At 63.9% G+C, this 13,881-nt stretch carries 15 protein-coding genes; 3 read left to right on the top strand and 12 right to left on the bottom strand.

Annotated elements, in window-relative coordinates:
• Nucleotides 1-6 precede the first annotated feature (6 nt).
• Nucleotides 7-1,395: a dihydrolipoyl dehydrogenase gene (gene lpdA, locus MUB52_RS12190; RefSeq protein WP_263844506.1), complete on the top strand. Its 1,389-nt coding sequence runs from the start codon at nucleotides 7-9 to the stop codon at nucleotides 1,393-1,395.
• Between the two features lie 32 nt (nucleotides 1,396-1,427).
• Here lpdA and MUB52_RS12185 read toward each other — a convergent pair whose 3' ends face one another.
• From MUB52_RS12185 to MUB52_RS12170, 4 genes are read right to left on the bottom strand one after another with little or no spacing between them, the layout of a single operon-like run.
• A complete protein-coding gene (locus MUB52_RS12185) occupies nucleotides 1,428-2,045 on the bottom strand; it encodes a pyridoxamine 5'-phosphate oxidase family protein (RefSeq protein WP_263844505.1) in 618 nt (205 codons plus the stop codon).
• Nucleotides 2,020-2,760, bottom strand: coding sequence for a lysophospholipid acyltransferase family protein (locus tag MUB52_RS12180; protein WP_263844504.1), 741 nt, complete (start codon nucleotides 2,758-2,760; stop codon nucleotides 2,020-2,022). Before MUB52_RS12180 ends, MUB52_RS12185 begins: the two co-directional genes overlap by 26 nt.
• Entirely contained in the window at nucleotides 2,760-3,659 is a 900-nt protein-coding gene (locus tag MUB52_RS12175) for a cell division protein FtsX (RefSeq protein WP_263844503.1), read from the bottom strand. The genes MUB52_RS12180 and MUB52_RS12175 overlap by 1 nt, the downstream gene beginning before the upstream one ends.
• 2 nt (nucleotides 3,660-3,661) lie before the next feature.
• Nucleotides 3,662-4,339 carry a cell division ATP-binding protein FtsE gene (locus MUB52_RS12170; RefSeq protein ID WP_263844502.1) on the bottom strand — a complete coding sequence of 226 codons (678 nt, stop codon included), beginning with the start codon at nucleotides 4,337-4,339 and terminating at the stop codon, nucleotides 3,662-3,664.
• 160 nt (nucleotides 4,340-4,499) lie between these two features.
• On the opposite strand from MUB52_RS12170, the gene MUB52_RS12165 reads away from it, so the two are divergent.
• Nucleotides 4,500-5,384, top strand: coding sequence for a zinc-ribbon domain-containing protein (locus tag MUB52_RS12165; RefSeq protein WP_263844501.1), 885 nt, complete (start codon nucleotides 4,500-4,502; stop codon nucleotides 5,382-5,384).
• 6 nt (nucleotides 5,385-5,390) lie between these two features.
• Here MUB52_RS12165 and MUB52_RS12160 read toward each other — a convergent pair whose 3' ends face one another.
• From MUB52_RS12160 to argH, 7 genes are all read right to left on the bottom strand, one after another.
• Nucleotides 5,391-7,976: a TIGR02302 family protein gene (locus tag MUB52_RS12160; protein ID WP_263844500.1), complete on the bottom strand. Its 2,586-nt coding sequence runs from the start codon at nucleotides 7,974-7,976 to the stop codon at nucleotides 5,391-5,393.
• 40 nt (nucleotides 7,977-8,016) lie between these two features.
• The gene (gene lysA / locus MUB52_RS12155; protein ID WP_263844499.1) at nucleotides 8,017-9,282 is read right to left on the bottom strand and encodes a diaminopimelate decarboxylase; all 1,266 of its coding nucleotides are present in this window, start codon (nucleotides 9,280-9,282) and stop codon (nucleotides 8,017-8,019) included.
• Nucleotides 9,283-9,412: 130 nt separating this feature from the next.
• On the bottom strand, nucleotides 9,413-10,081 hold the full coding sequence (locus MUB52_RS12150; protein ID WP_263844498.1) for a VPLPA-CTERM sorting domain-containing protein: 669 nt from the start codon (nucleotides 10,079-10,081) through the stop codon (nucleotides 9,413-9,415).
• A gap of 176 nt (nucleotides 10,082-10,257) precedes the next feature.
• Complete coding sequence (locus MUB52_RS12145) at nucleotides 10,258-10,575, bottom strand: DUF2834 domain-containing protein (protein ID WP_263844497.1); 318 nt, start codon at nucleotides 10,573-10,575, stop codon at nucleotides 10,258-10,260.
• Entirely contained in the window at nucleotides 10,576-10,740 is a 165-nt protein-coding gene (locus MUB52_RS12140) for a hypothetical protein (RefSeq protein WP_263844496.1), read from the bottom strand.
• Nucleotides 10,737-10,910: a hypothetical protein gene (locus MUB52_RS12135; protein ID WP_263844495.1), complete on the bottom strand. Its 174-nt coding sequence runs from the start codon at nucleotides 10,908-10,910 to the stop codon at nucleotides 10,737-10,739. Before MUB52_RS12135 ends, MUB52_RS12140 begins: the two co-directional genes overlap by 4 nt.
• A complete protein-coding gene (gene argH, locus MUB52_RS12130) occupies nucleotides 10,907-12,319 on the bottom strand; it encodes an argininosuccinate lyase (protein WP_263844494.1) in 1,413 nt (470 codons plus the stop codon). The genes MUB52_RS12135 and argH overlap by 4 nt, the downstream gene beginning before the upstream one ends.
• A 24-nt stretch (nucleotides 12,320-12,343) precedes the next feature.
• On the opposite strand from argH, the gene MUB52_RS12125 reads away from it, so the two are divergent.
• On the top strand, nucleotides 12,344-12,919 hold the full coding sequence (locus MUB52_RS12125; protein WP_263844493.1) for a TlpA family protein disulfide reductase: 576 nt from the start codon (nucleotides 12,344-12,346) through the stop codon (nucleotides 12,917-12,919).
• A 6-nt stretch (nucleotides 12,920-12,925) separates the two neighbouring features.
• Here the strand turns inward: MUB52_RS12125 and MUB52_RS12120 are convergent, their stop codons facing one another.
• On the bottom strand, nucleotides 12,926-13,690 hold the full coding sequence (locus tag MUB52_RS12120) for a Hint domain-containing protein (RefSeq protein ID WP_318527424.1): 765 nt from the start codon (nucleotides 13,688-13,690) through the stop codon (nucleotides 12,926-12,928).
• Between the last annotated feature and the right edge of the window lie 191 nt (nucleotides 13,691-13,881).

The raw sequence follows: 13,881 nt of genomic DNA, 5'->3' as shown, positions 1-13,881 counted from the left end.
TGACCCATGGCAAACTACGACGTGATCATCATTGGCTCCGGCCCCGGCGGCTATGTCTGCGCGATCCGCTGCGCGCAGCTGGGGCTGAAGGTGGCCTGCGTCGAGGGCCGGGAAACCCTGGGCGGAACCTGCCTGAACGTCGGCTGTATCCCGTCGAAAGCCTTGCTGCATGCGAGCCATATGCTGCATGAGGCCGAACACAACTTCGCCGAGATGGGTCTGAAGGGCAAAAGCCCCTCGGTCGATTGGAAACAGATGCTGGCCTACAAGGAAAAGACCATCGGTCAGAACACCAGCGGCATCGAATTCCTGTTCAAGAAGAACAAGGTGGACTGGATCAAGGGCTGGGGATCGATCCCCGAGGCGGGCAAGGTCAAGGTGGGCGATGAGGTGCACGAGGCGAAGAATATCATCATCGCCTCGGGGTCGGAGCCCGCCTCGCTGCCCGGCGTCGAGGTCGACGAGAAGGTGGTCGTCACCTCCACCGGTGCGCTGGAGCTCGGCAAGGTGCCGAAGAAACTGGTGGTGATCGGTGCAGGTGTGATCGGGCTGGAACTGGGCTCGGTTTACGCACGGCTCGGCTCGGAGGTCACCGTGGTGGAGTACCTGGAGGTGATCACCCCCGGCATGGATGCGGAGATCCAGAAGACCTTCCAGAGAACGCTGAAGAAGCAAGGGCTTGAGTTCATCATGGGCGCCGCTGTCCAGAAGACTGAAGCCACGAAGACGAAGGCAAAAGTGCACTATACGCTGCGCAAGGACGACAGCGCGCATGTGCTGGAGGCCGATGTCGTTCTCGTGGCGACGGGGCGCAAGCCCTACACCGAGGGGCTGGGGCTCGACGCGCTCGGCGTCAAGATGACCGAGCGTGGGCAGATCGCGGTGAACGGGACATGGGAGACCAACCTGCCCGGGATCTATGCCATCGGCGATGTGATCGACGGACCAATGCTCGCCCACAAGGCCGAAGACGAAGGCATGGCGGCGGCGGAGCAGGTCGCGGGTAAGCACGGCCACGTGAACTATGGGGTGATCCCGGGCGTGATCTACACCCATCCGGAAGTCGCCAATGTCGGTGCCACCGAAGAGATGCTGAAAGATCAGGGCCGTCCCTACAAGGTTGGCAAGTTCAGCTTCATGGGCAACGGGCGCGCCAAAGCCAACTTCGCCGCCGACGGCTTCGTGAAGATCCTCGCGGACAAGGAAACGGATCGCATTCTGGGCGCCCATATCATGGGCCCAGCCGCGGGCGATCTGATCCACGAGATCTGTGTGGCGATGGAGTTTGGCGCCTCCGCCGAGGACCTGGCCATGACCTGCCATGCGCACCCGACCTACTCCGAAGCGGTGCGCGAGGCCGCGCTTGCCTGCGGAGACGGGCCGATCCATATGTGATCGACGCGGTGGGCTTTCAGGCCACCGCGGGTTCACCACATGGTTTTGGCGGCGCGGGCGCTCCAGGCGGCATCATAAGGCGCTCCGCCTTCTTCGCCGTCGGAGACCTCTGCGAGGATTTGGCCGACGGTCGGAACATCCGCGGCGCGCCCCACCCCGCGCCAAAGCTCGGCCCGCATCATGGCGCGGGCGCATTGGGTGTAGATCTCACCGATCTCGATGATGATCACGGTCGCGGGCAGCCGCTCGCCCTTTGCAAATCGGCGCCTGAGCTCGAGGTCTGCAGTCAGCCATGCCTGACCGTTCAACCGCACGACATTGTTGCTGCCGGGGACGACGAACATCAGGGAAACGCGCCCATCGGTCACGATATTGCGCAAGGAATCCAGCCGATTGTTGCCGCGCCAGTCGGGCATCGCGAGGGTGCCGGGATCCAGCTCAATAACGACCGGCCCGTCTTCGCCACGGGGGCTGGCGTCCGTGCCTTCGGCACCCACGGTGCTCAGCACGCAGAACCGCGAGGCCATGATCCATTTCCGGTACAAGGGTGTGAGGCGCTGCGCGACCTTCCGCAACGACGGCGCGCCCGGCGTGCCATAGAGCGCCAGCAGCGCCTTTAGACTCTCAATCGGCTGTGCTTTGACCGTCATACTGAAACCCCGCTTCCGCCATCAAGGCATCCGATGTCTCTTCCACCACAGTTTCCAAATGAACCATGAACCTCTCGCGCGGCACGCCCGGCTCGATCGGTGGCAGAAACTCAACCACGGCAACACCCGGTTTGCGCAAGAGCCCGCGCTTCGGCCAGAGCACGCCGACGTTTGTTGCGACGGGCACGCAGGGCTGGCCGAGCTGTTCATAGAGAATACCGGTTCCGATCTTGTAAGGCAGCTTGGCCCCGGGAGCCACCCGCGTCCCTTGCGAGTAGATGATAAGCTGTCCAGGCGCGGCGCCGCCAGCCTTGACGTCGGCCACCATCTTTTCGATTGCCGCACCACGTTTGCCGCGGTCGACGGGGACACATCCGAGCTTGCGCGCGTATTGCCCGATGATCGGCGTCATCAGGATCTCCTTCTTCATGATGAACTTCGCTGCCGGGAGCGCAGTGAAGATCATCATGATGTCGAGGAAAGACTGGTGCTTGGCGGCGATCAAGACCTCATCCTGGGGTACGGTGCCGCGCACCTCGCAGCGCATCCCGACCATCCAGCCCGCCGTCCAGAAGACGTAGCGCGAATAGGATTTGCAGGCGGCAAAGGCACCGCGTCGGCTGAAGAGCGCCCAGGGCGCAAAGACAAGGCCGAAGATCGGCATCGCCACATACATCTGCGAGATGAACAGCACCGAGCGGATGTGTTGGATCATCAGGCCAGCCTCTTCAAAGTGCGGTTCGCCGCGGCGCTGGTTGCCAGAAAAGCGACGACCGCCGAGAGGAGCGGGATCAGGAACGGCAGGAACCAGTGCCAGCCCTGAAAGCTCAGCCCCGTCAGGAACCCCGCACGCTCCGAGGCATCCGGTAGGAGCGCCACCATCGCCATGGCGACAACCGCGCCGACCATGGCACCGCCAAAGGCGCGCAAGGTGAAGCGCCGGATGAAGGCCTGCGCGATGTAGCGATCGGTCGCGCCCACCAGCCGCAGCACCGCGATCACCTGCGCATTTGCGGCCAGCGCGGCATGCGCAGCCAGCGTCACCATCGCAGCGACGCTCGCCCCCAGCAGCCCGGCCGAAATCCAGCCCAGAAGGCGCAAGCGGTTGGCGGCATCGACAAGTGGCGCGCGCCACTGGCTGTGATCGTCAAGGATCGCTCCGGGCACTTCCGCCGCCAGGCGCAACCGCAAGCCAGCCGCATCAAAGCCGCTGTCTTCCTCTATGATTTCAATGAGCTGCGGGACGGGCAACGCCCGCAAATCGAGCTCCGTGCCGAACCAGGGGGCTAGGAGTGCCTGCTGCTCGTCCTCTCCAAGGGCGCGCGCGAAGGCAACGCCCGCGGTGGTCTCCAGGATCCCAAGCGCCGCTTCCGTCTGCGCCGCGCGCTGATCCATCGGAGCGACGATGCGAATCGTCGAGGATTGCGCCAGCTCATCCCCCCAGCGCGCCGCGAGACGTCCGGACGCCAAAGACAGAGCCAGGGCAAAGACCGCAAGGAAAGCCATCGCGCCAGCCGCAAACACCGTGAGCTGCGCGGTGAACCCCGACGGCGGGACGACCTTGTCGGCTTGCCGGTCGCCGAAGACCAGTCGTTTGACATCAACCAGCCGCATCTTCACAGATCCGCTCCGGCCAATTGCACCTGCCGGTTGGCGATCCGAAGCACACGCGCCTGCACCTGGCTCTTCGCGGCGCGGATCAGGCTGAGATCATGGGTCGCAATCAGCACGGTCTTGCCCATCTTGTTCAACTCGACCAGCAAGCGCAGCAATCGTTGCGACATCTCCCAATCGACGTTCCCGGTCGGTTCATCGGCCAGGACCACGTCCGGCGACATGATGACAGCGCGCGCGAGCGCTGCGCGCTGACGTTCTCCGCCCGACAGCTCCGGGGGCATGGCCTCGGCCCGATGGGTCAGCCCGACCCAAGCCATCAGTTCCGTCAGATCCTCCTGCGCGGCCTTTGTCTGCCGCCCCGAGACCCGCAGCGGCAGCGCAATGTTCTCGGTGACGGTCAGGTGGTCGAGAAAGCTGCAATCCTGATGCACAACGCCCATCCGGCGACGCAAGGCCGCGATGCCATCCCGCTGCAGCCGCGAAACGTCGTCACCAAAGAGCGTGACAGCACCGGACGTCGGTTGCAGGGCGCCATAGCAGAGCTTCAGAAGGGTGGTTTTGCCCGCGCCGGAGGGGCCCGTCAGAAAGTAGAACGAACCGGGCGCCAGCTGGAGCGAAATCTCCGATAGCAATGCTCCGCCGCCGTAGCTGTAGGCGACATTTTCCAGCTCGATCACACAGCCCCCCTTTTTTGTTGCGCTTTTTTGCCTGAACGCCAGCCCGGTTTCAATCCATCACGTGCCGGCGCTGACCGCAGTTAACGCTTTTCGCACGACCATGATGCCAATATGGTGCGGGAAAACGATAATCTGGGGTAGCTATGAAGCAGGACCTGACATGCGCTTGATCTGTCCGAATTGTGACGCGCAATACGAAGTGCCCGATGACGTGATGCCGCCCGAAGGGCGAGATGTGCAGTGTTCGAACTGTGGACAGACCTGGTTCCAGGTGCACCCCGACACACAGCAGTCAGAGCCATCGGAGGCGGTGGAACAGGGCAGCGAGACGGTCAAGGCCGCTGAAGAAGGGCCGGCGGATACGGAGGAGGTCGAGGGCGAAACCGCTGCGGCGCCTGAAGATGACGGCGCCCCCGAGCCGGACGATGACACGGAAGACACCGACACCGACGCGGAGGTTGAGGCCGCGCCCCGTCGCGAGCTTGACCCCGCGGTTGTGGACGTGCTGCGCGAAGAGGCCGAGCTGGAGAAGAAGGCCCGGCAGAACGAGATCGCAGGCAGCGTCGAAAGTCAGCCCGACCTCGGCCTGGACGAGAACAGCGGCAACGATGAGACGCGCAGACGCGCGCGCGAAACGCTTGATCGCAAGGCGAAGGCGCGTGGGGAAAAGGCCGCTCTGCCGGTGGCGGAGGCGACGGCCGTCTCCGGCGCAAGCGGCGACATGCTTCCCGATATCCAGGAGATCAATTCGACCTTGAGATCGAACAACGACCGATCAGCCGCGGATGACCCCGGTCAGACGGCACAGATCGAAACGCGCGAGCGGCGGAGTTTCGGGCGCGGTTTCGTCACAACGCTTCTGCTGGTGGCGATCCTGGCCCTCGTCTACGTCTTTGCCCCGCAAGTGGCAGAGACACTGCCGCAGGCTGATCCCTGGTTGAGCGCCTATGTGGGGCTGGTCGACGGATGGCGCGTGTGGCTCGACGGACAGGTCAAGGATGTTTTGGTCTGGCTCGATGCCACGACGACCTCGGGCGGGCAGTAGGACCGATCAGAACCGGTCCAGCAGCCGCTTGAGGTAATTCCGCTCTTCCTCGGGTCGAGCTGTTTCACCAGACCGCCGCCGGATTTCATCGAGCAGCTCGCGCGCGCGCCCATAAGCGTCGTCGTTCAACGCCAGTGGCCCGGTATCGCCATCCGCGCCGGAATTCCCGGATTCGCGGCCAAGCGGATCGCGGTTTTCGGCCTGGCGATCTGCTGGCTGAGAGCCCTGCCCGGGCTGCTGGTTCTGCTGTTGTTGCGCCATCATCTCGCCAAGCGCCCGCATTCCCTCGCGCAGCGCTTCCATGGCTTGACCCTGCTCGTCGATCGCGCCCGCCAGATCGTCGTTGCGCAGAGCCTCTTCGGCGCCGTCCATCGCACGGCCTGCACGGTCCAGCGCGTCGCGCGCGGCATCTCCCTCGGGCGTGCCGGCTCCCGGCAAGTTGCCCTGTTGTCGGCGCAGCTCTTCGCGCAGGGCGCGCTGCCGGTCGGCAATCGAGTCGTCACCTGGCCGCGGATCCCCTGCGGAACCGTCACCCTGCTGCTCGCCCGGCCCGCCGCCCTGGCCCTCATGGTTTTCACCCCGGCCCTGACCTCCGTTGCGGCCCTCATTGTCCTGGCTTTCGCCCGCTTGCGCGCCGGGGTTGAACTGTTCCTGCAAATCGCGGAACGCCTGATCAGAAAGACCCTGCTGTTCGCGCAGCGTTTCGGACAGACCTTCCATCGCCTGCTCGCCTGGGCTTTGCCCGCCCTGGCCTTGCTGGCCCTGGGCCATCTGCATGTTTTCCATCAGCTCCTGAAGTTCCTGAAGCGCCTGCTGCGCTTCGGCCATGCGCCCCTGCTCCATCAGCTCCTGAATCCGGTCCATCATGCGTTGCAGGTCATCCTGCGTCATCGTCATGGAATCCTGGTTCGGCGCGCCGAGGTTGTTCTCGTCGCTGTCCTGGCGCTGGCGTTCCGCCTGACGCATCATCTGTTGCAGGTAGTCTTCCGTGGCGCGCCGCAGCTCGCGCATCAGCTCGGCGATCTCCTCGTCGGAGGCACCGTTTTCAATCGCCTCGTTCAGCCGTTCCTGCGCCCGGCGCAACCGCTCGGCCGCATCGGCCAGATCACCTTCCTCGAGAATAATCGCGAGATCCCACATCTCCTCGGCCAGCTCGTCCTGCATCTCGTCGCTGAGCCCGTATTTGGCGAAGGTCTCAAGCTGCCGGATCACCTTGCGCATCCGAAGCGCATCGACCTCCTTGCGGAAGAGCTCCTCCGGCAGGTACGCCGTGGCGCGCAAAATCTGGCTGATCCGGTCGCTGTTGGCCCGCGACCAGAGCAGATCCCGCCGCTGTTCGATCACCGCGGCGGCGACAGGGTCGAAGAACCGGCGTCCCGGAAGAACCATCGCGCGCGGGTCGGTTTCGAACTCCTGTTCCGCACCATCGAGCGCGGAGAGCCGCACCAGAACGGGCAAATTGGCCCAGGGATGCTCGGAGAAGTCTTCGATCAGGTTCTCCTCGAAGGCGCGGCGGTTCCCGGCGATGGGGGTCGGCAGCGGCACGACGAGATCGGGTCGCGTCTCGGGGGCGATTGTCAGACCATGCGCGCGGGTCACGGAGGCCAGATCGAGCACAAAGCGCGCTTCGCCGGCTTCGACCCCGTAGTCGTCGCTCGCCTCGAACGGCAGTGTCATCTCGCCGAAAGCCGAGGCCGACGGGTCATCGAGCACGGCAATCTGGGGCGGCGCGTCCGCGATCACTTCGATATCCCAGCTGCGCCCGCCCGGCCCGCTGATCGACACCGTTCCATCCTGCACCACAGTGAAATCCTGTGCCGGGTCCGAGGCGGGCGGCACATCCGTGCGCCCGGAGACCGTCTCGGACAGCGTCAGGGCGCCAATCTCTCCGTAGAGACGCAGAGTGATCAGGCTGCCCACCGGCACCCGCAACGTGCCTTCGGGAATGTCGTTCAGGTAGATCGTCGGGCGGCCTGTGTATCGGGGGCTTTCCGCCCAGCCTTCCCAGACGGGCCCAGCGGCAAGCCCGGCCCCGCCGGGGGCCATGTCTGCAACTGAGCCGACGCGCCAGACCGAGCCGAAGAGAAGTGCGATACCAAACGCCAGCGCGGCGATGTAGCGCAGCGCATAAGGATCGCGCGAGGACACGCGCAGGTCGGCCGGGACGGCCTCTGCTTCCGCGGCCCGTTCGGCCATGCGCGCCTGGTGAGCACGCCACACGGCGGTGGACGCTGCATCGTCGGCGCCGATGGTCTGCTCATCGAGCAGAGCCTGCAACGGCCGTCCGGGCAAGCTCGCGTCGAGACGCGCCAGCGCTTCCGCATGAGTCGGCAACCGGAAGCGCCGGATCGCGTAGACGAACGTGCCGATCAGCCCAAGCCCGAACGCAACCGTGACAGCCCAGACAAACTCGACCGAGATCGTATCCTGGAGCCCAAGCATGAGTGCTGCAAGAACGAGCAGACACACCGTAATAAGCGGCCAAAGACTTTGAACGAGCCGCTCAGCGAGCATCCCCAGCCACGTCAGGCGCAACGGCCAACGCACCGCCGAAAGGCCAGAACTCGCATCGTGCCGGGAAAATGACGCCATCGCTTCGTCTCCGATTGTCCATGACCCCGGGGATACGGGCTCAAAGCCATTCTGGAATGGTATCTCGATTTATCATTTCGTCAAAGGTCGGACGTCGGCGAATAACCGCAAATTGATCCCCATTCACCAGAACTTCGGGGATGAGCGGTCGAGAATTGTACTCGCTGCTCATAACCGCGCCATAAGCGCCAGCAGACCGGAAGGCAACGAGATCGCCCGCAGTTACTGCCGGCATCTGGCGCCCGCGCGCAAACGTATCGCCGGTTTCGCACACCGGGCCCACGATATCGAAGGTCGCCTGTTCGGCTCCGGGCGCCGGTTCGACGACGGGAACGATGTCGTGATAGGCCTCATACATGGCGGGGCGGATCAGATCGTTCATCGCCCCGTCGATGATGAGAAAATCGCGATCTTCGCCGGATTTCACATAGATCACTTCCGAGACCATGATGCCGGCGTTTCCGGCGATCAGCCGTCCGGGCTCGATCTCGATTTCGCAGCCCAGATGCCCCAGCGTGCGCTTGACCATCGCGCCGTAGTCAGACGGCAGCGGTGGCGCCTGATTGTCGCGCGCATAGGGGATGCCAAGCCCGCCACCAAGATCGAGGCGGCGAATGTCGTGCCCCTCGGCGCGGAGTTGCGTGGTGAGTTCGGCCACCTTCCGATAGGCCAGCTCGAACGGGACAAGATCGGTCAGCTGGCTGCCGATGTGCACATCGATCCCAACGACGTCGAGGCCCGGCATCGACGCGGCCAGCGCATAGACCTCTTTGGCCCGGGAGATGGGGATGCCGAATTTGTTCTCGGATTTGCCGGTGGCGATCTTCGCGTGAGTTCTGGCATCGACGTCCGGGTTCACCCGTATCGTGATCGGAGCCACCTGGCCCATGGCGCGGGCGGTGGCGTCGAGCACCTCCATCTCCGGTTCGGATTCGACGTTGAACTGGCGGATCCCGCCTTCGAGGGCCAGCCGGATTTCCGCCGCCGTCTTGCCCACGCCGGAGAAGACGATCTTGTCACCTGGAACGCCAACAGCCTTGGCCCGCATGTACTCGCCGCCCGAGACCACATCCATGCCCGCACCGGCCTTGGCGAGCGTCTTCAGGATGGCCTGGTTGCTCGCCGCTTTCATGGCATAGCAGACAAGATGGTCGAGCCCCTCAAGCGCCTCGTCAAAGAGCTGGAAGTGCCGCAAGAGAGTGGCGGTGGAATAGACGTAGAACGGCGTGCCGACTGCGGCCGCAATCTCTGCGACCGGAACATCTTCGGCGTGCAAAGCGCCGTTGCGGTAGAGAAAATGGTCCATGACCAGCCCTTGATTGATCGTGCTTGCCTATAGCAGACCGGCGCAGCGACGCAATCTGCCGAAGTGTCTGGTCATCTGCCACGAAAAAGGGCGGCCGGAGCCGCCCTTCAAATCCGGATGTCAGTTCTTATCAGCTTTTGCGTGTCTTGCGGCGGCGTGCCATCACGCCAAGGCCGCCCAGACCTGCCAGCATCAACGGCAGCGCCGCCGGAACCGGTACAGGCGTGAGACCATCGTCAAAGACCAGCGAGTCAATGGCACCGGAACCTTCGTATTCAATGGTGAAGAAGCTGCCAACGGTCATAAAGCTGGGCAAGAAGCTCACTGTGCCGGTTTCGCTCTCGCCGCCCAGGGTTAGCGTGCCGAGCGCACCAGCGAAGGATTCAGCGAAATTCCATGTGTCATCATCGATACCGGACGCGCCAATCAGCGCCAGGTCAGGACCACTCGCCAGAGTAAAGGTGATCGTGCCACCGCCAGCGCGGTCATTCGCGAGCGGGTTGCTGCCGTCTTCCCGGAGGATCAGCACATTGCCACCAACACCATTTTCGCCCTGAACGGCCGGAATGATGTCCGGGTCACCGACGTGATCGCTGGTTGTGTTGTCCAGCGTATCGAACAGGATCGCCTCGCTGACGGAAGTTGTGATGTTAAACGTAGTCGTCCCCACCGTCACCGACGTCAGCGCCTGGTTCGCGGTCAGACCTTCAAAATCCAACGTCAAGGTTGCGGCTGACGCAGCCTGCGCCCCTACAACTGTTGTCGCTGCGATCGCAGCGGCTTTCAAAAAGGTATTCATCCCCATCTCCTTCAAGAATTACTCGGTATCCCTTCGACCGAAATCGGCCACTCACCGTTCTCTCGATGTTTTTTGCCATGTTTCCGGAGCGAAAGACAGACTGAAAAGATCAAAAAACGCAAAAAATGGGGAGATTCGCACAAATTTTAGCGCAAATTTCATCGCTATGAGAGTGCCTATGCCGCAGGCTTCGACCGTAGGTAGAGATAAAGAGGCAGCCCGCAGCTGACGCCGATGCAGAACGTCGCGGGAATCGCCAACAGCCCGAGCCATGCCCGCTTCTGTGTGCATTCGACCAAAACCCAGACGGTCAGCGTCACCGCCGCGATGGTCAGATCCCAGACAAGGCCGCTGGTGGCGGGGTTGGCGTGCCAGGCATCGACCATCGCCATCAGGTCGTAGCTGTTCTCGTTAAACCATTGCAGGAAATAGCTCATCGGGTGGATTGCACCCCAAATCGCCAGCAGCAGCCATATCAGCCGGAGCCGTGCCACTCAGTGCCCCTTGATGTATCCGAAGGTGGCATAGCCGGAGACGCGCACGCCCGCGTCGGTCTCCGCGTCCTTTGCCACGGGCGTCTCCAACGCGCGCTGGCCCGACTGCCCCGTACACGCCCCAATCGCGGTCACGCAGACCAGCACGGCCACCCCCCGGATCATAGCCCCAGCCAGACCGAGAGCGGCCCCTTGCCCACGCCCACCGACGCGCGGGGATAGATGCCATTCTGGTTGATCGTCACTCCGCCGTTGATTTGTGGCGTGACGGGCTCACCATCCGCGCCGCATCCTGCCAGCAGAGCGAGGGCAGCCGCCCAAGCCAGATGTTTCATGCGATCATCTCCTTCCACCGAGCGATCTGGGCCCGGACCTGCACAGGCGCCGTTCCCCCGTAAGACGTACGACTGTTGACGGAGTTTTCCACCCCGAGCACGTCGAAGACCTCTGCGGTGATGCCGGCGTGCACCGATGTCATATCCTCCAGGCTGAGCTGAGGCAAATCACAGCCCTTGCGCTCGGCCAGGGCGACGAGGGTTCCGGTGATATGGTGCGCCTCCCGGAACGGCAGGCACAGCTCGCGCACCAGCCAGTCGGCCAGATCGGTTGCGGTTGAGAAGCCCGAGGAGGCGGCGGCGGCCAAAGCATCGCGATTGACGGTCATGTCGGCGACCATCCCCACCATTGCGGCCAGGGACAGCATCAGCGTGTCGGCCGCGTCAAACACCTGCTCCTTGTCCTCCTGCATGTCCTTGGAATAGGTCAGCGGCAGCCCTTTCATCACCATCGTGAGCGCGGCATTGGCGCCGAAGATGCGCCCCACCTTGGCGCGGATGAGTTCGGCGGCATCCGGGTTCTTCTTCTGCGGCATGATCGACGAGCCCGTGGAGAACCGGTCCGACAGGGTGACGAACCGGAATTGCGCCGAGGACCAGATCACCAGCTCTTCGGCGAAGCGGCTCAGGTGCACGCCACAGATGCTTGCAGCGCCAAGAAATTCGAGCGCAAAGTCACGATCGCTCACCGCATCGAGCGAATTGGCCGCGGGCGCGTCGAAGCCGAGCGCCTCGGCGGTCATCTGCCGATCGATCGGGAACGAGGTCCCGGCCAGTGCCGCGGCCCCGAGCGGTGAGGTGTTCATCCGGGCGCGTGCGTCCCGCATCCGGCTGAGATCGCGCCCGAACATCTCGACATAGGCCATCATGTGATGGCCCCAGGTGACCGGCTGTGCGGTCTGCAAATGGGTGAAGCCGGGCATGACCCAGTCCGCGCCGGCCTCGGCCTGCTCGAGCAGGGCCTGGATCAACGCGATCAACCCGCCCTCGGCGGCGTCCAACTGATCCCGCACCCAGAGCTTGAAGTCTGTTGCGACCTGGTCGTTGCGGCTCCGCGCCGTATGCAGACGGCCCGCCGGTTCGCCGATGATTTCCTTGAGCCGGGCCTCCACGTTCATGTGGATGTCTTCCAGCGCCGTCGAGAAAGCAAACCGCCCCTCGTCGATTTCTGACAAGACTGTGAGCAGGCCTTCCCGGATCGCTTCCACATCGCTAGGTTCCAAAATGCCGGTTGCGCCCAGCATCGCGGCATGAGCACGTGAGCCCGCGATATCCTGCGCCGCCATCCGTTTGTCGAAACCGATCGAAGCATTAATTGCTTCCATGATCGCATCCGGACCATCGGCGAAACGCCCCCCCCACATCTGGTTGGAGGCGGCGCCAGAGGAAGAACCGGGCGTGTCTGTCATCGGTCTGAACCCTTCGGAGGGAGAATGAAAAGAATACTTGCGGCGCTCGTTTACACGGCCCTCGGCGCAGGCGCAATCATGGCTCCGGCCGCGGCGCAAGCCGATCTCGCGGCAGCGGCGCTTCTGCGGGAAGGCGACATGAAGAAGCTTGTCTTCCATGAGGTGCCCGAGGCGACCTCGACCGCGGCGTTCGAGCTCGCCGATGGCGCGGGGCAACAGACGCTTGAAGCCTACCACGGCAAATACATCCTGTTGAATTTCTGGGCCACGTGGTGCGCGCCCTGCCGCAAGGAGATGCCGCAACTCTCTGAGCTGCAGGCGGAATTCGGCGGTGACAGTTTCGAGGTCGTCACCCTCGCGACAGGCCGAAATTCGCCCGAAGGCATCAAGAAGTTCTTCGCCGAAATCGGTGTCGACAACCTGCCGCGGCATCAGGATCCGAAACAGGCACTCGCCAGCCAGATGGGCATCTTCGGCCTTCCGATCACCGTCCTGATCGATCCCGAGGGGCGCGAGATTGCCCGGTTGCGGGGCGATGCGAACTGGTCGAGTGACAGCGCCAAGGCGGTGATCGCCGCCGTGATCGGAGCCGAGGGCTGAACGCGCTCAGGCCGCGTGGCGCAGCACGGCGGCTTCGGCTTTCGTGAGGTTGCGGCGGGCGTAGCCTCCGTAGCAGTCCGCACCGCCCGCCAGCCCAGGCAGGGCCGCCAAGAGCGCGGACCGGTCTTCGGCAGTCAGCAAGTGAAGCGATGCGCTGGCGGGATGGAAACTCTCCGTCGGCACGCCGTTGGCCCACAAAATATTGTGCCCCGGCAGCAGCACGTGGATATAGGTCACCTCCCGCACGGCGAGATCGACAGTGATCGCGCGGCCGTCGATGAGGTCCTTGGCCGCCACTAGCACATCCGTGGTATCGAACAGGTCGCGCGCGGCGTCGCTCGAAACCAGCATCCGGTGCTGCGGTGAGACGAGCAGCTCCTGATCCGGCCGGTCCACCCCAAGTGCCCCGGCGCGGATGCGCACGGGCCGGAACGCCGGTTCGGCGAAAAGCCGCGCTTCGCTCATGTGGCGCCGCCCGATCCACTGCACCGGTTGCGGCCCGTTGTCTTGCGTCAGCACCAGATCGCCGATGCGCAGCTGCTCGACCCGCCGCTGGCCCGAGAGGGTCGCAAGGCGGGTGCCCGGGGTGAAGCAGATGATGGCTTTGTCGCCCGAGTGCCGGACGTCGGTATGAGCCGCCTGCCCGCTTTGACGCATCACCCAAAGGTCGGTGCCCCGCGGCGGCAACTCATCCTGAAACATCAGGTACGGTGCAGAGGCTGAGCCCGTCTCCAGCAGCATCACGCTGTAGCTTTGCGCCCCATCGGTCACGACAAAACAGCCGTCACTTGGTGGATTGGGACAGGCTGGCGCCAGGCTCTGGCCAACATGCTCCGGCAGCGGGGATGAAAGAGACCCCCGCCTGGAGGTGCTAACCTGACACCGCGGGTTGCCTGGCCGGAAGTCCTGCTGACTTTGTGAACCGACTACCCGGCGGGCATCGCCGCGCCAGGACCATGCTG

Source organism: Roseobacter sinensis (genome assembly GCF_025755255.1).
In the GTDB taxonomy this organism is placed as follows: Bacteria; Pseudomonadota; Alphaproteobacteria; order Rhodobacterales; family Rhodobacteraceae; genus Roseobacter; species Roseobacter sinensis.
This window is presented reverse-complemented; position numbering and strand designations above follow the sequence as displayed.